The 19,206-nt window shown below is 45.3% G+C and carries 13 protein-coding genes; 6 read left to right on the forward strand and 7 right to left on the reverse strand.

The features are described 5' to 3' along the window. Positions 1-33 precede the first annotated feature (33 nt). Positions 34-2,307, forward strand: a complete 2,274-nt coding sequence (locus tag QOZ98_RS07640) for a glycoside hydrolase family 65 protein (protein ID WP_308786883.1) — start codon at positions 34-36, stop codon at positions 2,305-2,307. 181 nt (positions 2,308-2,488) lie between these two features. Here QOZ98_RS07640 and QOZ98_RS07645 read toward each other — a convergent pair whose 3' ends face one another. The 4 genes from QOZ98_RS07645 to cysK form a co-directional block, all read right to left on the reverse strand. After that, on the reverse strand, positions 2,489-3,475 hold the full coding sequence (locus QOZ98_RS07645; protein ID WP_308786884.1) for an ABC transporter substrate-binding protein: 987 nt from the start codon (positions 3,473-3,475) through the stop codon (positions 2,489-2,491). A gap of 59 nt (positions 3,476-3,534) precedes the next feature. Further along, on the reverse strand, positions 3,535-4,290 hold the full coding sequence (locus QOZ98_RS07650) for an ABC transporter permease (protein WP_142828354.1): 756 nt from the start codon (positions 4,288-4,290) through the stop codon (positions 3,535-3,537). Further along, positions 4,274-5,062 carry an ABC transporter ATP-binding protein gene (locus QOZ98_RS07655; RefSeq protein WP_308786885.1) on the reverse strand — a complete coding sequence of 263 codons (789 nt, stop codon included), beginning with the start codon at positions 5,060-5,062 and terminating at the stop codon, positions 4,274-4,276. The genes QOZ98_RS07650 and QOZ98_RS07655 overlap by 17 nt, the downstream gene beginning before the upstream one ends. Before the next feature lie 431 nt (positions 5,063-5,493). Beyond that, the gene (gene cysK / locus QOZ98_RS07660; RefSeq protein WP_308786886.1) at positions 5,494-6,414 is read right to left on the reverse strand and encodes a cysteine synthase A; all 921 of its coding nucleotides are present in this window, start codon (positions 6,412-6,414) and stop codon (positions 5,494-5,496) included. Between the two features lie 184 nt (positions 6,415-6,598). On the opposite strand from cysK, the gene QOZ98_RS07665 reads away from it, so the two are divergent. Next, complete coding sequence (locus tag QOZ98_RS07665) at positions 6,599-7,492, forward strand: sulfurtransferase (protein ID WP_308786887.1); 894 nt, start codon at positions 6,599-6,601, stop codon at positions 7,490-7,492. Between the two features lie 246 nt (positions 7,493-7,738). Here QOZ98_RS07665 and ade read toward each other — a convergent pair whose 3' ends face one another. Next, positions 7,739-9,466: an adenine deaminase gene (gene ade, locus QOZ98_RS07670; protein ID WP_308786888.1), complete on the reverse strand. Its 1,728-nt coding sequence runs from the start codon at positions 9,464-9,466 to the stop codon at positions 7,739-7,741. Between the two features lie 291 nt (positions 9,467-9,757). On the opposite strand from ade, the gene QOZ98_RS07675 reads away from it, so the two are divergent. Together QOZ98_RS07675 and QOZ98_RS07680 are read left to right on the forward strand one after the other, a co-directional pair. Next, entirely contained in the window at positions 9,758-11,566 is a 1,809-nt protein-coding gene (locus tag QOZ98_RS07675; protein ID WP_308786889.1) for a S9 family peptidase, read from the forward strand. A 111-nt stretch (positions 11,567-11,677) separates the two neighbouring features. Next, positions 11,678-12,736, forward strand: a complete 1,059-nt coding sequence (locus tag QOZ98_RS07680) for an AbrB family transcriptional regulator (RefSeq protein ID WP_308786890.1) — start codon at positions 11,678-11,680, stop codon at positions 12,734-12,736. Positions 12,737-13,290: 554 nt separating this feature from the next. Here QOZ98_RS07680 and QOZ98_RS07685 read toward each other — a convergent pair. Both QOZ98_RS07685 and QOZ98_RS07690 read right to left on the reverse strand, forming a co-directional pair. Continuing rightward, positions 13,291-14,904 carry a glycoside hydrolase family 43 protein gene (locus tag QOZ98_RS07685; RefSeq protein ID WP_308786891.1) on the reverse strand — a complete coding sequence of 538 codons (1,614 nt, stop codon included), beginning with the start codon at positions 14,902-14,904 and terminating at the stop codon, positions 13,291-13,293. Between the two features lie 445 nt (positions 14,905-15,349). Beyond that, positions 15,350-16,552 carry an ROK family protein gene (locus tag QOZ98_RS07690; RefSeq protein ID WP_308786949.1) on the reverse strand — a complete coding sequence of 401 codons (1,203 nt, stop codon included), beginning with the start codon at positions 16,550-16,552 and terminating at the stop codon, positions 15,350-15,352. Positions 16,553-16,918: 366 nt separating this feature from the next. Here QOZ98_RS07690 and QOZ98_RS07695 point away from each other — a divergent pair, with 366 nt between their 5' ends. Both QOZ98_RS07695 and QOZ98_RS07700 read left to right on the forward strand, forming a co-directional pair. Then, positions 16,919-18,220 (forward strand): extracellular solute-binding protein, encoded by a 1,302-nt coding sequence (locus QOZ98_RS07695; RefSeq protein ID WP_308786892.1) that lies wholly within the window; start codon positions 16,919-16,921, stop codon positions 18,218-18,220. A 95-nt stretch (positions 18,221-18,315) separates the two neighbouring features. Next, the gene (locus QOZ98_RS07700; RefSeq protein WP_142828370.1) at positions 18,316-19,194 is read left to right on the forward strand and encodes a carbohydrate ABC transporter permease; all 879 of its coding nucleotides are present in this window, start codon (positions 18,316-18,318) and stop codon (positions 19,192-19,194) included. The last annotated feature ends 12 nt before the right edge of the window (positions 19,195-19,206 follow it).

Raw genomic sequence — 19,206 nt, forward strand, 5'->3', positions numbered from 1 at the left:
CCGAAAAGTAATTTGAGCAAGGAGTGAAACACGATGACTTGGAAGTTGACGAAATCAGAACTGGATCATGAAAATCTGTTGATCAATGAAAGCCTGTTATCATTGGGTAACGGTTATCTGGGAGTCAGAGGGAATTTTGAAGAAGGCTATAAACCCGGTTTTAGTTCAATACGAGGGACCTATATAAATGCATTTCACGATGATATCGAAATTACATATGGAGAAAAACTTTTTGGTTTTCCGGATAAACAACAAAAGATCCTCAACTTGATTGATGGACAAGGCATCGAGATCTATCTTGACGGTGAACAGTTTTCAATGTTTGAGGGAGAGGTTCTCAGCTGCGAACGGAATTTGCATATGGACAAAGGATATGCGGAACGCATTGTCCATTGGAGATCGCCGAAAGGCAAAGAAGTAAACATTCATTTCAGAAGACTGATTTCATTTGCTAGAAAAGAGTTATTTGCGATCGATGTAAAAATAACACCGCTTCACGGCGTACAGCAAATCAAAATCTTTTCCCAAATAAATGGAGATGTGTCGAACTTTGTGGATAAAGAGGATCCGCGGTTAGCTTCCGGCCACGCTAAGCGCCTTGACATATCAGAAGTCCGCCAACAAGATGGATTCAGCATTGTCAAAAACACAACCTATGCGACCAAGCTTGAAGTTGCCTGTGTTGCATCGACGAGCATAACAGCAGAAACCCATGAACATAAATATGAGCAAACTGAATATGGAATTGGAGAAAGCTACGTCTATTCAAGCAACGAGCCACTTCAGTTCACCAAGTACAATGTCTATACAGACAGCTTAAGGCACGGCGAACCGGTAGTAGAAAAAGCCGTTGCCATCCAACAACAACTTCGCACCATCTCGTTTCAAGAGCTGCTTCAAGAACAAAAGGAATATCTGGATGCGTTCTGGAAAACATCAGATGTGGAAATTGACGGAGATGCAAAAATTCAAGAAGGCATCCGATTTAATCTCTTTCAATTGCTGCAGTCTGTAGGCAAGGATCCGGCCAGCAACATTGCTGCAAAAGGATTGTCGGGGGAAGGGTACGAAGGGCATTATTTCTGGGATACGGAAATTTATATTTTTCCGGTTTTCCTTATGACCAACCCTGAAATCGCTAAAAATCTATTGCTGCATCGCTACTCTATTTTGGACAGTGCCAGAGAAAGAGCCAAAACCATGGGCCATGAAAAAGGGGCACTGTTTCCGTGGCGGACAATTACCGGTGCGGAAAGCTCTGCATTTTTCCCGGCCGGCACTGCGCAGTACCATATAAGCGCGGATATCGCTTACAGCTATATCCAATACCACCTGGTGACAAATGATGATGAGTTCCTCAAAAAGTACGGCGCAGAAGTGCTTTTTGAGACTGCTCGCCTATGGGCCGATACTGGGCACATGAGGGACGGGAAATTCCGTATCGATGATGTTACAGGGCCGGATGAATACACCTGCATCGTCAACAATAATTACTACACAAATGCAATGGCCAAACATAATCTGTTGTGGGCAGCGAAAGTTTATCAATGGTTCAAGGAACATGACAGCGAGGGTCTGCAGCAATTGCAGGGCAGGCTGCAGCTGACGGAAAACGAAGTTACGGACTGGCAGGATGCTGGAGAAAACATGTACCTGCCATATGACGAATCCGAAAAGATCAGCGCGCAGGATGACAGTTTTCTGCAAAAAGCCCGCTGGGACCTGGAGAATACACCAGAAGAGAAGTTCCCGCTGCTGCTGAACTATCATCCGTTAACGCTGTACAGATACCAGGTCTGCAAACAAGCCGATACAGTGCTTGCCCATTTCCTATTGGAAGATCTGCAGGATTTTGAAACCATAGAAAACTCCTATAATTATTATGAGCAAATCACTACCCATGATTCGTCCTTGTCTTCCTGTGTCCACAGCATCATGGCATCGAAATTGGGCTATGAAGAAAAAGCCTATGATTATTTCATTGAAACAGCCCGACTGGATTTGGAAAATACCCATAAAAACACTAAAGACGGCCTCCATATGGCCAATATGGGCGGAACCTGGCTGGGCATCGTTTATGGATTTGCCGGGCTTAGAGTAAAAGAAGCAGGCCTGTCATTGGCACCGTCTCTTCCAAAAGAATGGAACTCCTATACGTTCCATATGCAGTATCAAGGCAGGCTGATCCGGGTGCATAAGGCAAAAGAATCTGTATCCTATCTATTAGTGGAAGGTGACGGGTTGACCATATTGCATCATACGAAACCCGTGCATCTTGAACAAGGCAATGAAGTTCGAGTTGTTTAAGAACAGACTCCATTCCGCAACTGGACTCGATAGCTGACTGATTCACATGAAAGCCACAATCCCCCCATCAGGTGCTGTTCAGCCTGATGGGGGGATTGTGTGTTTTATGAAGGAATAAATACCGAGGTCTAACTTACATAGAAAAACCCGACAGAATGCGCTTCTGTCGGGTTTATATCGTTTAGTCCAGAAATTCTGTATTCGTCAATAAAGCGAAATCCGGTTGTTCTTTCAGGAATTTCAAATCGAAAGAGGAATCGCCAAATGCCTGGATTTCTTCAGGTGCAAGAGCGGTATCGAAGATCATATTGTCCCATGCTCCATCAATGATGGAAGCTTCAAGCTTTTGGCCAGTAATTTCATCGATTGTATTGATCGTAATTTCTTTTGACTCATCCGGGTTTTCAGCGATAAATTTAGTAGCTTCTTTATGTGCATCAACAATGCCTTGCACCACTTCAGGGTTTTCTTCAATCAATTTGTTCGAAGTCACCAAAACAGATGCAGGCATTGTCGAACCAAATGAAATTTCATCCGGCTCAATGATGACTTTCGCACCGGTATTTTGTTTCAACACTGAAGCCCAAGGTTCTGGAGCTACTGCTACATCGACTTTTTCTGTAGCAAACAAAGCTTCATATTGAGCAGGATTTCCTGTTTGGTGAAGCATTTCGCCGCCGATGCGGTTTGAAGTGATGTTATGTTCCTTCATGAAAGTTTCAAATTGAACATCGTGTGTGCAGCCAACGCGTGGCGTGATGAATGTCTTGCCGGCAAAATCTTTAACAGACTCAATGCCGCTGCCGTTGCGGGCCATGACAACCGTCCCGCCGGAAGCGCCGCCTGCAACCATGGTGACATCTGCACCGTTTGTGTAGTTGTTCATTGCCGGACCAGGTCCGACCAAGCCGGCATCGATATCACCAGTTTTCAGAGCAGTCATAAAATCCGCACCATCTGCAAATGTGACGTATTCAACAGCTGTGCCTTCTTCCAGATTTTTTTCATACAAAGCCTGATCTTTAGCGACCATGGCAGGAACGTGATCCAGGTTCGGGAAATAGCCGATTGTGACAGAAGATGAGTCTTCGCTTGCGCCAGGTGAACCGCAGGCTGCCAAAATGCCAACCAAAGCGACTGGTGCCATAAGTGTGAAAATACGTTTCATAAGATAAATTCCTCCTGTAAATATAATTGGTATGGGTAGTTTCTTGCTGTAGATGGCTTTTATGTTTCGAGTCCCCAACGCTTGAGGACATTGTTTTCGATTCGCTGGAAAATCATCAGGTCGACAATGGCACCGACGACGCCGATGATGATCATCACGCCGATGACCAGCGACATATTGCCGAAATCGGATGCATAGCGCAGCGTGTAGCCGAGGCCGGGGCCGGAACTTAAAAGTTCTCCGGCCATCAGCGCCCGCCAGGCAAATGCCCATGCTAGGCGTGCACCTGTCACGAAATATGGAACAGATGCGGGAATGATGACTTTGATGAACAGATCCAGACCATTCGATCCCATTGTCCGTGCAGCTTTGATGAACAAAGGATCGACATTTTTGATGCCGGTGCGGACATTTAGAATCATGACGAAAGTTCCGCCCAATATAACAACAAAAATGATAGAGCCTTCACCAAGACCAAACCACATCATGGCTAATGGCAGCCAGACGATGCTTGGAACACTTTGCAGTGCGAGCACCAAAGTTCCGAGTGTTTCATCTGCCGTTTTCGAGCGTGCCAGCAGGATGCCGACACCGGTTCCGATAATGACAGCAGCAACTAAACCAATCAGCAGCCTGCGGAAACTGGCAGCAAGGTCGTAGACAAGTGTCATATCAGCGAATCCCGCCACCAGCGAATCGTAGACGCTGACAGGGGAAGGGAGTATGGTTTCGTGCCACAGTTCAAAGCGGGAACCGAGTTCCCAAAAAACAATGAGCGCGGCGAAGAATATAATGCGTTTAACTGCCGGCTTCATATGCTTGCTCCTCATCTATGACTTTATCGATTTCTGTTTTCAAAAGACCCATGATCTGTTCTTCCAATGCAGCGATTTGCTGTCGGTGCTGTTCACGCGGCCGCGGGATATCAACTGTGATATCGGTCAGGATGGTTCCAGGACGAGTGCCCATAACGATGATGCGGTCAGACAGTTTGATCGACTCGGAAATGCTGTGGGTGACGAAGACAATGGTCTTTTTCGTATCGATCCATATTTCTTCGAGCTGGCCATGAAGGCGGCTTCTCGTTTGTTCATCTAAAGCGCCAAAAGGCTCGTCCATCAACAGAACGGCAGGGTCCATTGCCAGCGACCGGGCAATCGAGACGCGCTGCTGCATGCCTCCGGATAATTCATGGGGATAATGGGAAGGGTAGTTGCTCAGCTGCACCATTTTGAGGAAATGCTGGGCACGCTCTAATCCCTCTTTTTTGGACATTTCTTTGCGCAATGGGAACATGACGTTTTCTGTCACATTCATCCAAGGAAACAGGGCGGCCTGTTGGAACACCATGCCCCGATCTTTTCCAGGCTTCACGACTTTTTTTCCGTCCACAATGATTTCACCTGAAGTCGAGCTGACAAGCCCGGCGATCATCGACAATAAAGTGGATTTTCCACAACCGGATGGGCCTAAAATGGAAACGAATTCACCTTTTTGGATCGATAGGTCGATATCCTTCAAAACGGTATTCGGTTTGTTATTTTTATCGAAATAGACTTTGTTGATTTGCTTTGCTTCAATAAACATGAATGGCCACCGGTAATAAAACCTACCTTTCCTATCGGATAATATTATTAAAGTATAGTAGAATGATAGGGATTGTCAAGATGAGAATGCAGAAAAAACTGTTTTTTTATGGAATAAAGTAATTTTCTTGTTATTTGATCGTGATGAGTTCAATTCAGACAAGACCGAATGTATATAAAATTTCTACTAAGTTAAATATAAAAAAGGGCTGACGTCCATTCCAGCGGACGCTTTCCGCGGGCTTGCGCCGAACTAACTCGGGCTAAACGCCCGAGTGGATTTCGGCACTGCGCTACCCCGCAGGAGTCGCCGCTTCCATTCCCGTCAGCTCATTTAAAAACCGGCAAAGAAAAGGATTGCTTTTCTTTGCCGGTTTTATATTTTGTAGTTATGAGACAGCCGCCTAAACTACAGTATCTGAAAAAAATCTTTTATTCGTCGAACAGGTTCATGCTCAAGTAACGTTCACCGGTGTCCGGTGCGATACACAGCACTTTTTTGCCGGCACCTAAGCGCTTGGCAAGTTCGATTGCGGCATAGATGGTGGCGCCGGCAGATGGGCCGACAAAGATTCCTTCTTCACGCGCCACTCTTTTGAAGATATCAATCGCGTCTTCGTCATTGATTGCCATAATTTCATCGTACACTTCTGTGTTCAAGATGGCAGGGATAAAGCCGGGGCTCGTGCCCACCAGCTTATGCTTGCCGGGCTTTCCACCTGACAGGACAGGAGAGCCTTTCGGTTCCACAACAGCAACATAAAGTTCTGGAAGGTGTTCTTTCAAAGTTTCGCCAGTTCCTGTGATGGTACCGCCAGTTCCAGCCGATGCGACAAACGCATCCAGTTTGCCATTCATCTGCTCGAGAATTTCCAGTGCAGTCGTGGTGCGATGGATATCCGGATTCGCTTTGTTTTCGAACTGCTGCGGAATAAAGCTGTTCGGAATTTCTTTTTGAAGCTCCAACGCTTTGCTGATTGCGCCAGGCATTTTGTCGTCACTTGGCGTCAGCACGACTTCAGAACCAAACGCTTTTAACAGGTTGATGCGTTCTTTTGTGGCATTGTCCGGCAACACGAGAACAGAACGATATCCTTTGGCGGCAGCGACCATCGCGAGGCCAATGCCGGTATTGCCGCTGGTAGGTTCGATGATGGTCGCGCCTTTTTGGATCAAGCCTTCTTTTTCAGCTGTTTCGATCATGTTAAATGCGGCGCGGTCTTTGACGCTTTTTGTTGGATTGAACATTTCCAGCTTAACGTAAACATCCGCCGCACCTTCTGGAACGATGCGATTCAGTTTAACGACTGGCGTATCGCCAATCAATTCGATGATATTGTTATATGGTTTCATGTAGAAACATCCTTTCTTGCTTATGGAATCGATAGTTTGTTCTTTTACATGGAATTAATAAGGGGGTGAACGCAAACTGGAGTTTTTCAGTTGACGCAGTGAAACTCAGACTTTACGCTACTAGTATAACGCATTTTTGTTAATCATATTGGATTTGTCGGTTTAAAAGTGAGGAGGCTGCATAATGGAACAAATACCTTTAATCGTCAGTACGGATTGGCTGGAGCAGAATTTGAGTGATCCAAAGCTGCGCATCGTGGATGCAACAACGTTTATGGAAATGTCCGAAAACGGCGGACCGCCTTCTGTCTATTCAGGAAAAGCTTCCAATGAAGAAGCGCATATTCCAGGAGCAGTCTACGCCGATTTGCTGAATGACCTGTCGGACCCGGAATCCCCGTTGCCATTCATGGTGCCGCCGCGGAATCATTTTATCGAAAAAATGACCCGACTTGGTATAGGGGATGGCAACTATACCGTTATTTACGATCAAGGGGCACTTGTGGAAAATCCAGTGGTTGCGGCCTATTGGGCTTCGAGGCTGGCATGGCAGATGAAGTATGAAGGGTTTGAAAATATTGCCGTCCTGGATGGCGGATTGCCGAAATGGAAAGCGGAAGGCCGTCCGTTGACGGCTGTTCCAGGAAATTATTCACCTGCATCCTTTACCGGGCAGCGTCGTCCGGAATTGCTTGCCACTAAAGAAGACGTGCAGCAGGCGACTGGCGATGACAATATTGTCTTGATCAATAGCCTATCGCCCGAGGATTACAGAGGCGAGACAGATTCATATCCGAGAAAAGGCCATATCCCAAGCAGCATCAATGTCTTTTTTGGCAGTCATGCCGACATGGAGACGAAAGGTATGCTCAGCGATGCTGTACTGCGGGAGCCATTTGAAAAAATTGGTGCATTGGATCCGAATAAAAAAGTCATCACTTATTGCGGCGGAGGAATTGCCGCCACCTGGACTTCGCTCATCCTCAATAAACTTGGCCAAAAAAACGTAGCCGTCTACGACGGATCGCTGAATGAATGGGCCAGCGACCCATCCTGCCTCCTCGTGACAGAGAGCTGACTAAAAGACCGGGGCTGTCCCAAAAGGGGCTGACGTCCATTCCAGCGGACGCTTTTTTGCGGGCTTGCGCCGAACTGACTCGGGCTAAACGCCCGAGTGGATTTCTTACGATGTCGCTACGCTGCTCCCGCAAGAGTCGCCGCTTCCATTCCCGTCAGCTCGTTTAAAAACCGGCAAAGAAAAGCAATCCTTTTCTCTGCCGGTTTTATATTTTGTAGTTATGAGACAGCCCCGGTCTTTTGATGTTTATTCTGAAGCTACAGCCACTTCGATATGCTGGAAGCTGGCGACATCGAACAATCCGCAATCGGTTAACTTTAAATGGGGAATAACCGGCAAAGACAGGAAAGATAAGGTTAAAAAAGCATTGAAATGAGTGGGTGCGCCAATCTTCAAAAGGCTTTGGTCAAGCGTTTTAAGTTGTTCATACACTGCAGGGAAGGGTTCTTCCGACATCAAGCCTGCAATGCCAAGAGATAAACTGGCCAATATTTTGCCTTCCTGGACAATTGCCAATCCGCCTTTCAGTTTGTGAAGAGCCTCGACCGCAGCCTTAATGTCTTCGTCACTCGTTCCAACAGCGATGATATTATGTGAATCGTGCGCAACAGTAGTAGCGATGGCACCATTTTTAAGGCCAAGCCCTTTGACGATGCCGAGGCCGATATTGCCGGTGGCCTGATGGCGCTCAATGACAGCGATCTTTAATAAATCTTTTGAGGTATTCGAAACAAAAAAGCCATCGTTTACCGGAGTTTCTTCAATTAAATGCTCCGTGATCAGATTGTTTGGATTGATGCCAATCACATGTGCCTGAGTGCTGTGGCCCATTGGGATTTGCAAACTGTCAATAGAGATATCCGCTATTCGGACTGTGTTCTGTACGGCGGAAGTTTCGCTTTTCTCCCCGACAGGTCCCATGTAATGGCCGTTTTGCGCTGCAAGCTGGCCATCTTTATAAACTTCCGAAATGCGGAATTCTTCCAGGCTGTCGAGCAGCAGAAAATCGGCGTCATAGCCGGGAGCAATAGCACCTTTCTGGCGTAAGCCGAAGCATTGTGCGGCATTGATGCTCGCCATGGATATAGCCGTAATCGGATCTATTCCTTGTTTGATGGCGACCCGGACATTGTAATCCACACTGCCTTCTTCAATCAAATCATCCAAATGCTTATCGTCGGTACAGAATAAGCAGCGCTGCGCGTTTTTTTCAGTCACACCTTCAAGTAAAGCGTGGAGGTTTTTGGCTACGGATCCTTCACGCAGCATAACGTACAGGCCGCGCTCTAAGCGCATGATCATCTCTTCTTTGGTTACACATTCATGATCGGTTAAAATTCCAGCAGTTCCATAAACATTGATATCATTTTCACTGAGTCCAGCCGCATGGCCATCGATTTGCTGGCTTAACAGGAGTTTATCCAGCATGGCATCCTCTCCGCGCAAGACGGCTGGGAAATCCATAACTTCTGCCAAGCCCAGCACCTGTTCCCGATCTAAAAAGGGTGCCAGTTGTTCTGCAGATAGCTTTGCACCTGAAGTTTCAAAAAGAGTAGCCGGTACACATGATGGCAACATAACCTTTATATCGAGCAGGCTGGCTTCAGAATCCTTTAGCATGAACTCCAATCCTGCTGTCCCGCTGACATTGGCGATTTCATGTGGATCTGTGATGACTGTGGTGACGCCATGTGGAAGGACTACCTGCGAAAACTGCTGGGGAGTCACCATGGATGATTCGATATGAACGTGTGCATCGATCAAGCCGGGTGCGACAAATTTTCCGGTAGCATCGATCTCCTGGATTCCTTCATACTCACCAATGCCGACAATGACACCATCGCTTATTGCCACATCGCCCATTGTAAGGTTCTTCGTGAAAACATTGACGATGGAGGCGTGTCGAATTACAAGATCCACTTTCGTTTGCTTATTGGCAGCGTCTATCCTCTTTTTTAATTTTTCTTTATTCACAGTTATTCATTCTCCTTTAAAATAGTTTTGAGTAAAAAGCTTTATGGAGATGGCATGATAAACATGCTTTGATTTTTATGCAAAGATTTAAGCGTTGACTAATTTTACATTAAATAAGGAACAAGCTCTAGCAAAGAGAGAGATGAATTCATACTGAATAGTAGAAATGCAGAAACTGCCTTTATTTGATTTATAAAAAAAGATGCTATAAACTAACATAAAATTCCTTTTTAAAAAGTTTGATATTTCTGATAAAATAGGAATTTTCTTTAAAACGAGAGGGGAATCGAAATGTCGGATATTTCAACTCACGATTTATTTGCTTATTTGAACGTAACGGGTGCATCGCAGCCAGAAGTAATTCCAAATCAACGAACTTTTACATTTTTATCAAAAAAAACGGGGCTTCCACAAGTGTGGAAGTGGAACGGAAATTCAAATGATGTGGAGCAAGTTACTGATTTGGAAGACCGCATATTACTGGTCAGCCATTCGCCTTCGGGAAAAAAGACCATAGTAGGCATGGATCATAAAGGCAATGAAAAGCAGCAGTTTTATGTGATGGACAGCGATGGATCAAACATAGAAGCATTGGTTGTATCGCCAGACCATTTCCATCATTTTGGCGGCTGGTCTCCAGACGAAACAAAAATCGCTTTTTCCAGCAACCGGCGCCATCCAGGATATTTCGATGTCTTTATAGTCGATCTCGACGAAAAGAAGGAGCAGGCAATCTACGAAACGGAAGCTAATTGCAACCCGGTTTGTTGGACGAAAGATGGACAAAGTTTAATTTTAAGCATACCGGATACGAATATCGACCAATCCTATTATGTACTGAATATCGAGACCAAAGAAAAAATGGAAATCGGTTCGGAAGATGTTTTAGGAAGACACCATTCTATTCAATTGACTAAAGATGGGAAGGGAGGGTTAATTGTGTCGGATGTCGGAAGAGATACTTTATCGATCCGACAATTTTCTTTTGAATCACTTTACGAATTGGATGAAATTCATTCAGTGAAAGACTGGGATATCGAAGAAATTGAGTTGTCCCCGAATAATTCTCAGCTGGCCTTCACCATAAACGAGGGAGGCATTTCAAGACTGGGCATTTACAATTTGCATAATCAAACACAAAAGATGATTGAAAAAATCCCTTCAGGTGTCTTCGAATCCCTTTCTTGGTTAGCGGAAGATGAATTGGTTTTGGGATTGAAAAGCCCCGTTTATCCGGGAGATATCTGGAAAGTTTCAGTGGACACTGGCCAAAGCGAACGCCTGACCCATGTTGGTGAAGATAAAACAGTGGAACACTTATGGTTGGAGCCGGAACTATGCAGTTTCTCTTCATTTGACGGCTTGCGGGTCCCTTACTTTTTATATGGAAAACAGGAGTATTCCCAGCCGGTTGTGATCTATGTGCATGGCGGCCCAGAATCCCAGATCCGTGCTGAATTCAATCCGGTTATCCAGTTTTTAGCTGCCAATGGTTTTGCAGTTGCGGCGCCAAATGTCCGCGGCAGCATGGGCTATGGCAGGGAATATGTGCAGCTCGACGATGTGCGGAAGCGGATGGATTCTGTTGCTGATTTGAAAGAACTGGCAGAAGACCTGGTGAGCAGCCATGGGGCTGACCGTGCCAAAATCGGAATCATGGGGCGCAGTTACGGCGGCTTTATGGTGCTTGCAGCTTTAACGAGCTATCCGGCTGTCTGGGCGGCGGGCGTGGATATCGTAGGCATTTCACATTTTAAATCGTTTCTGGAAAACACCGGATCCTGGAGACGGGCTATGCGCGAATACGAGTATGGTTCATTAAAAGACGATGGCGACTTTTTTGAAGAGATTGCGCCTTTGAACCATACTGCCAACATCCAAGCGCCTTTATTGGTTTTTCATGGACGAAATGACACACGCGTCCCCGTAAGCGAAGCAGAGCAACTGACTGCTGATTTAAAAAATCAGGACAAGCATGTGGAATTGATCATTTTTGAAGATGAAGGACATCAAACCGAGAAAATGGAAAACCATATCCATATGAATACAATGATTGTAGAGTTTATGGATAAATTTTTAGGCGGCAAGCGACAGGATTAAAAAAACGACTTGATGAGTGGCTTTTGTGAAATATAGAGGGATATATTTCATCGCTTGAAGGAGTTATACTAATGAAATAAGCTGTTAAAGTTTTAGAAAGAAGATGACCATATGACGATTCACCCGATGGCAAAAGCTTTTGCAATCGGCTTAGCTGGCGCAGGGATTTTTGTAGCCGCAGGTGCGCCGATGCCCTGGCTGCTGGGCCCTTTGTTTGCAGTCTTGCTCATGCAATTGTTTACACCGGTTTCGCTGAAATGGCATTCCCGTTTCCGCAATAGCGGATTGGTAGTAGCAGGTTATGTTATCGGCTTTGCCTTTACGCTTGAAGCGTTGCAAGGGATGAGGCATTATTTTTTGGCGATGGTAGTGATTAATATCGTCTTTTTCGTCCTTTTCCTCTTTATCAGTTCGTTGATGGCTTCCCGGACAAAAGTGGATCAGGCAACAGCGATGACCTGCTGCGTCCCGGGAGGCTTGTCGCAAATCATAACGTTTGCAGAAGAGCAGAAAACCATTGATCTGACGGCGGTGACATTTTATCATGTTCTCCGTGTCCTATTGATTGTCGCCATTGTTCCATTTATCGTTGCAAACGGCGGATCTTCCCATGTGGAAGAGCTGGGACAAGGGGAGTATTCCCTGCAGCTCCTCGGGTTGCTGGTGCTATGCTATGGAGCGGGGATGCTGGCACAAAAAATAAAAGTGCCCACAGCTTTTTTGCTGGGGCCAGTTTTTCTGATCATGGCATTCAATCTGGCTGGTCTAGCAGTGCCGGTCATGCCAGGCTCTTTCCTGCACATCGCCCAATTATTCATCGGTATTTACATTGGATTGCTTTTGAAGAAAGAGGATTTGAAATTGACAAAACGAATGATTTTCTATTCTTTTTTTTCGAGTGCTGTGTTGATCGCCTTTGCCTACGGCATCAGCTTTATCCTGCAGGACCTCTACGGACTAAGTTTTTCCACCAGCTTTCTGAGCGTGGTGCCGGGGGGACTTGACCAGATGGGCATTATCGCGGCATCGGTTCATGCCGATGTAACCGTCGTAACGGCGTTTCAGCTGTTCCGAATTTTGTTTCTGTCGGTATTGATCGTGCCGTTCGTTAAATTTGCTGCCGCCCGCAGCGAACAGCGGAAAAAAATTTCTGCAGAAAACGCAGGATAGACAAAATCTAATCAAAATGAATAGCAGTGTATCATCCTAACCGGTCCGGCCACTTCGCTTTTCGTGGGCTCAGCTTCAGCCTCCTCGTCACTACGTTCCTGCGGGGTCTTCAGCTTTCGCTGATTCCACAGAAGTCTTCGTGGCCAGCCCGGTTGGGAGCATGCAACTTTAATCAAAGGGAGAAACTCATTAGTTCGTTTTTCCATAAAAAGAACTCCAACCAGCCTGGTCATTCCGTCACTCCAGGATCCGGAGCGCAAGGCGGCGAAGGGCCAACATGTGCTCCTGCATCGCTGCGCTAGCTTCGTCGCAAAGACTTGGTCTCGCTAGCTTCGACCAATGTCTTTCCTGCGGGATAGCGAAGTGCCGAAATCCACTCGGACCCAAGTCCGAGTTAGTTCGGCGCAAGCCCGCGGAAAGCGTCCGCCTGGAGCGCAGGATCCCGTACAACCAAGAAAAATGAGGAGTCATTCATTGAATTTCATCACTATTCTTTTGTCTACAAGCTAAAGGCAGCCCCAGACACTAAGTCCGGGGCTGCCTTTTCTGTGGGCTTATTCTTTTGATTCTTTATAGACGAAGTAATCGAAATCAGCAGGCTGCTGCTGGCCGGACAAATCCTGGCATTGCATGCCGACAAATGCACCGGTGAAAAATCCACCGCCTTGAATATAGTCATCTGACAGTGTAGAAGAATTGAACTTAATCGGCAGCGTAACCCAGTTCTCGCCATCGAAAGAATATGAATACATATAAGTTTTTGTTCTTACTTCCACACGCATATGAACGTATTCAATCTCTTCAGGAATGCTGATTTCTTCTCCTTGAAGCGGCTGCGAGAAGGAGAAATTGTCGCACACTGTAAGTTCAAGAATGCGGCCTTTTTCTTCATGCCAGGAAATTTGAAGAGCGGTCCAGTTTTCCGTGTTGTAGTAGTTTACAAGTCCGGCACCTTGCTGAAAAGTAGTTGGCTGGAAGGCGACTTTCGTTTCGGCAGTAAAGTTGAAGTGCTGCCAGCGCCTTGCCACAAACGCCTGAGTGAACTTGGAAGTCAGCGATTCGCGTCCGTAGAGGCGGAGATGGCCAGGCTTATCATTCAACGAAACGATTTCTTCGCCAAGTGGAATGCGCAGCGTCTGGAAATGTCTGTTCAATTTGGCAGAATCGAAATCATCCTTTTCAGGGAAATCTGCCGGCCAGGTAACTTCTTCAATGGCGGGACCTTCAATTTGCGAAGCCGGCTGATTGCCTCCGACGACAAACGGCCAATTGTCTCGCCATTCCAACCGCTGGATAGCAGTTTCCCGGCCAAGTGGACAAAAACCACGTGGATCCAATAAAGCCTGGTCTTCCTGCGGCAGCGGGCGTCCTGTCAAATGCACCAGGAACCATTCGTCAGTATGGGTTTGAACAATCGAAGCGTGCCCGGCTTTTTGAAGCGGGATTCTTGGGTATGGCCATGAAGTGATTAATGGATTTTCAGGATGGACTTCATAAGGCCCATCAATTTGGTGCGAGCGGGCAATGGTCGCCTGATGATCGTATTTCGTTCCGCCTTCTGCTGTCAGCAAGTAATAATACTCGCCAATCTTGTAGAGGTGCGGCGCTTCGGTCAATTTAATATCAGTGCCTTTAAAGATGATTTTGGATTCACCGATCAGCTTACGCGTTGCCGGATCGAATTCCTGCAGGACGATGCCGTAAAAAGGATGATGCCCAACACGATGGTCCCAGTACATATTAACGAAATATTTTTTTCCCGACTCGTCATGGAAGAGAGAAGGATCAAATCCAGAACTGTTCAGATACGAAGGTTCTGACCATTCTCCATCGATTGTTTCACACGTAACTAAATAGTTATGGCAGTCTTTCCATTGGCCTTCTGTTACTTTAACGTCCGTAAAAATCAGCCAAAACTGGCCATCACTGTACGACAAGGCAGGAGCCCAAACGCCGCCGGAGTTCGGATTGCCTGACATGTTCAATTGGCTCAAGCGATTTAAGGGCCTAGAAATCAACCGCCAGTTTTTCAAATCTTTAGAGTGGTAAATGCCTACCCCGGGGAACCATTCAAATGTGGAAACGGCAATATAGTAATCTTCTCCAACACGGCAAATAGATGGATCGGGATTGAAACCAGTTAAAATCGGATTTTGGATCACGCTCATTGTTGTTCATCCTCCATTCAAAATGTGTAAGTGCTTACAAGATTCAGCTAGATAAGTTGAACTTAAGAATGTTCATGTTATAAACCGCTTTGGGCACGCCGGCGCTAAGAGATAGAGTGAAATCAAAGCAAGCCTAAGTTTTTCGCTGTATCCATCAAAGAGATGGAGCCAATCAACGGAACTCCCGGAAGCCTTTGGCAGCTGCTATCGCGAAGCCCTGTTGTACCAACTGCAAGACCTGCATCCTGTAAGACCCAAAAGCGGAGCTGATTTGCAGAATATCAGCAAATCAAAATCTTTAGTTCAACATATATAGTAACTTATAAACGATCATACATCACTTAGTCTAGCGAGTAAACTAAGTTTTTGAAATAGTTAAGATTTAAGGCATAAAAAAGCCGATCTCCGTTAATGGAAATCGGCACGTCATGCGTTATCAGATGTTTTACACATTCAAGCTTACTTTTTGCTGCATGCTGACGCTAAGGAAATTTTCAATTGAAAAAGCAGAAACGCCTAAAGCACTTGAGAACGTACTCAATTCTGAGAAACAGATGGTCAAGTCATTTTGCTGGAACCACAGAGCTTGGTTCGACACACGATCAGTCAGCGTCTTGTTCAGCCATTTATAGGAGGAAGCCATTCGATTGCCGATAATTACCTGCTGGGGATTAAAGCTGTTGATGATATTATTGATGCCGACACCGAGATAGTCGCCTGCCTGTTCAAACAGGGATATCACTTTTGGATCGCCCTGTTCGGCAAGTGCCAGAAGATCGCTCAGCTCCAGCTCTTTCCCAGCTAAAGAAGGAAGGTTCATTTTCTCAGCAGCGGTCAGCAACGCCTGCTCAGACGCATACAATTCCCAGCATCCTTTATTGCCGCAGCGGCATGTAGGTCCGTTCACTTGAATGGTCATATGCCCGAGCTCTCCTGAAAAGCCGTTTGAGCCTTTATACAAAGAGCCATTCAATATCAAACCGACGCCAATACCGATGCCTGCACTAACATAGATAATGTGCTTGGAATCTTTTCCGGCGCCGAACTTCTTTTCTCCATAAGCGCCTGCGTTTGCCTCATTTTCAATGATGACTGGCAAATGGTATTTGTTTTCAAGAACAAGCTTTAAATTCAGGTTTTTCCACTTAAGGTTTGGAGCGAGCAAGATTTCTCCATGGTTATCGACGATTCCCGGTACACCGACGCCAATGCCAATGATGCCGTGTGGGCTCTCAGGTGCGGAGGCAATCAGATAATCGATGGTATGGAAAAGCTGCAGTTCAATTTCTTCATACGATAAATTCTTAAAGGTGACTTCTTTTTCATTGCAGATATTGCCGTTCAAATCCGTCAACACGCCCAACAGGTAATTGACTCCAATATCTATGCCTACCGAATATCCAGCCTTTTCATTGAAAAGCAGCATTACGGGGCGTCTGCCGCCACTGGATTTTCCAGGACCGGATTCATAAATCAAATGATCTTCCAGCAGGTCATTTACCAGGGAAGATACGGTGCCTTTGTTTAAACCGACTTCTTGAGCTACAGCTGCCCTGGAAATAGGGGAGTGGTTAATGATTTTTTTTAAGACCAGGGATTTGTTTCCCTCTTTTACCACATGATGATTCCAAGTCCTATTTTCTCTAATATTCATGTTTATCCACTCCTTTATCTTTTAAGAATGTTTTAAAGTAATTTTATTAGGAAGACTGCCCAAAAAAAATGAGAAAGTTCAATGGCAACGATTTTTTAATGGGGCAAGGTTCTGCCGGAAACTGAACTGTAAAATTGCTATTGCCCACTTACATAGTTATAAATTTGCTGAAAGTATATCTTTATATTGTACCTTCATTTTTACCTTTTGAGTAATAAAGCTTGTCATATGAGCATTTTAACATGAAAATAAAACTTTGTTTAGCCACTAGACTAACAAAAATATATTTGCTACAATGAAACCGCATACAACAATCTGAAAATTGTTGTAATACTAAATTGAACGAGGGGGAGAGAAAAAATGGGAAAGAAGAAAACGCTTACACTTCTATCATCCGCTTTTGCTTTGTCAATGGTTTTAACAGGCTGCTCGGATTCCGGCGAAACAGGTGATGCATCGGGGGCATCTGATACAGAAATAAAATTCATGCATTTATGGCCGGAAGGCAGTTCGAAAAAACATTATGATGTGGTAAATGAAATCATCGCTGAGTACGAAGCAGAAAACGAAGGGGTGTCAGTCGACCTCGAAGTATTGAGCAACGAACAGTACAAAGATAAATTGAGAGTTCTCTCCACATCTGGGGATCTTCCGGATGTCGGCTTGACTTGGGCAGCTGGATTTTTGGAACCTTATGTTGGCGGCAATATGTTTGCACCGCTGGATGATGTGATCGAAGAAGATTTGAGCGACGCGTTTGTACCGGGAACGACAGAAGCTTATGCATTGGACGGAGCTACTTACGGACTTCCATTGGAATTGAACATTGTTTCTTTATATTATAACAAGGCAATGTTCGAGGAACAGGGCATCACACCTCCTGAGACTTACGAGGAGCTTGAAACTGCCATAGCAGAATTCAACGATGCCGGAATTCAGCCAATTGCTTTAGGCAACCGGGATTCTTGGACAGGCTCTATGTGGTATATGTATCTCGCTGACCGAATCGGCGGCGCAGAGGTATTGAATAAAGCAATTGACCGTTCAGGATCTTTTGAAGACCCGGCACTGGTTGAAGCAGCTGCTAAAACACAGGAACTTGTTGACTCTGGCGCTTTTGTCAATGGATTTAACGGCCTTGCAGACGAAGAAGCCAAATCCATGTTCATGAGCGGACAATCGCCAATGTACTTGATCGCAACTTGGGATCTTCCAAACTTTACAACTAACGAAAGTGTTCCTCAGGAATTCAGAGATTCGATCGGCTATCTTAACTTCCCGACTGTTGAAGGGCAAGGGGATCCGAGCAGTTTTGTCGGCGGTCCTGGAGTTGGACTGTTTGTCGCTGAAGAATCGGAAGTAAAAGAAGAAGCAAAAGATTTTGCAGCTTATTTTGTAAAAGCTTGGGGAGAAGAAGCTGTAACGAAAGCGGGAGTAATTCCTGCCACTAAAGTGGATGCTGAAACTTTGGATTTGCCGGAAATGTATGTTGATATCCTAAATGAATTGAATGGGGCAACAAACATTACATTATTTGCGGATGTTCAGATGAGCCCGGATGTGGCTCAAGTTCACTTGGATTCTGTTCAGGCCCTTTTTGGAAATGAAATCACTCCGGAAGAGTTTGCTGAAAATCATGAAGAAGCCCTTTCATCAGAATAAATAGAGTTCCAAAGGGAAAATCTAATTAAAAAGAGGGGGCATATCCTAAGTAAGGAATGTCCCCTTGTATTTTCTAAGATATGGGGTTGAATCGTATGAATAAAGTAATGTCGAATAAGTTCTATATCGCTTTTTATATTGCACCTGCTCTCCTCCTGCTCCTAATCCTCGTTTTCATTCCCCTGGTCTTGTCCGGTTATTATGGCTTGATGGATTGGGATGGAATCGGAGAGAAAACTTTTATCGGTTTAGAAAATTACATCACTGGAATTCAAGACAAGCTATTCTGGAACAGTGCGTTCCATTCGTTCTTACTGGCGATCTTTTCCACATTAAGTTTAATCATTTATTTGACTGTTTCTTTTATATTGGCTTCCAAGATCAAAGGGGCAGATTTACTGCGTAAAATTTACTTGATCCCTATGCTGCTGTCTTCAGTCGCAATTGCCCAATTGTGGGTAAAAATCTACAACCCATCAAACGGCATCCTGAATGTCTTCCTGATGAGCATCGGCGTGGAAAATCCGCCGCTGTGGTTGGCAAATCCTTCTATTGTACTGTTTGCCATTTTCGTTCCGATTTTGTGGCAATATGCCGGCTTCTACATCCTGATCTATTATGCGGCCTTGAAAAACATTCCGGAATCGCTGATAGAAGCGGCCAGAATCGACGGGGCTACGCCTTTTCAGATTGCGACACGCATCAAACTGCCATTGATCAAAGAAGTGGTCAGCGTAACGATTGTCCTGGCAATAGTGGGTTCTCTTAAGTATTTCGATTTGATTTATGTAATGACTGCCGGCGGACCAAATGGCGCCAGTGAAGTTATGGCATCCTATATGTACAAACTCGCATTTTCCAACTACAACTTCGGCTACGGCAGTGCCATCGGCTTCCTGCTGTTGATCATCACCTTGATCGTTACGTTTATCGTACGGAAACTGACAGAGACAAAAGATAAACTCGAATATTAAAGGAGGCACGAA

The organism is Planomicrobium stackebrandtii, from assembly GCF_030814955.1.
Taxonomy (GTDB): domain Bacteria; phylum Bacillota; class Bacilli; order Bacillales_A; family Planococcaceae; genus Planococcus; species Planococcus stackebrandtii.

What these genes read in the sequence shown, in the direction of transcription:
- QOZ98_RS07645 (WP_308786884.1), bottom strand. Translation starts at nt 3,475, where the DNA reads ATGAAACGTATTTTCACACTTATGGCACCAGTCGCTTTGGTTGGCATT.
- QOZ98_RS07650 (WP_142828354.1), bottom strand. Translation starts at nt 4,290, where the DNA reads ATGAAGCCGGCAGTTAAACGCATTATATTCTTCGCCGCGCTCATTGTT.
- QOZ98_RS07675 (WP_308786889.1), top strand. Translation starts at nt 9,758, where the DNA reads ATGTCGGATATTTCAACTCACGATTTATTTGCTTATTTGAACGTAACG.
- QOZ98_RS07655 (WP_308786885.1), bottom strand. Translation starts at nt 5,062, where the DNA reads ATGTTTATTGAAGCAAAGCAAATCAACAAAGTCTATTTCGATAAAAAT.
- QOZ98_RS07680 (WP_308786890.1), top strand. Translation starts at nt 11,678, where the DNA reads ATGACGATTCACCCGATGGCAAAAGCTTTTGCAATCGGCTTAGCTGGC.
- QOZ98_RS07685 (WP_308786891.1), bottom strand. Translation starts at nt 14,904, where the DNA reads ATGAGCGTGATCCAAAATCCGATTTTAACTGGTTTCAATCCCGATCCA.
- QOZ98_RS07640 (WP_308786883.1), top strand. Translation starts at nt 34, where the DNA reads ATGACTTGGAAGTTGACGAAATCAGAACTGGATCATGAAAATCTGTTG.
- QOZ98_RS07695 (WP_308786892.1), top strand. Translation starts at nt 16,919, where the DNA reads ATGGGAAAGAAGAAAACGCTTACACTTCTATCATCCGCTTTTGCTTTG.
- QOZ98_RS07700 (WP_142828370.1), top strand. Translation starts at nt 18,316, where the DNA reads ATGAATAAAGTAATGTCGAATAAGTTCTATATCGCTTTTTATATTGCA.
- QOZ98_RS07665 (WP_308786887.1), top strand. Translation starts at nt 6,599, where the DNA reads ATGGAACAAATACCTTTAATCGTCAGTACGGATTGGCTGGAGCAGAAT.
- cysK (WP_308786886.1), bottom strand. Translation starts at nt 6,414, where the DNA reads ATGAAACCATATAACAATATCATCGAATTGATTGGCGATACGCCAGTC.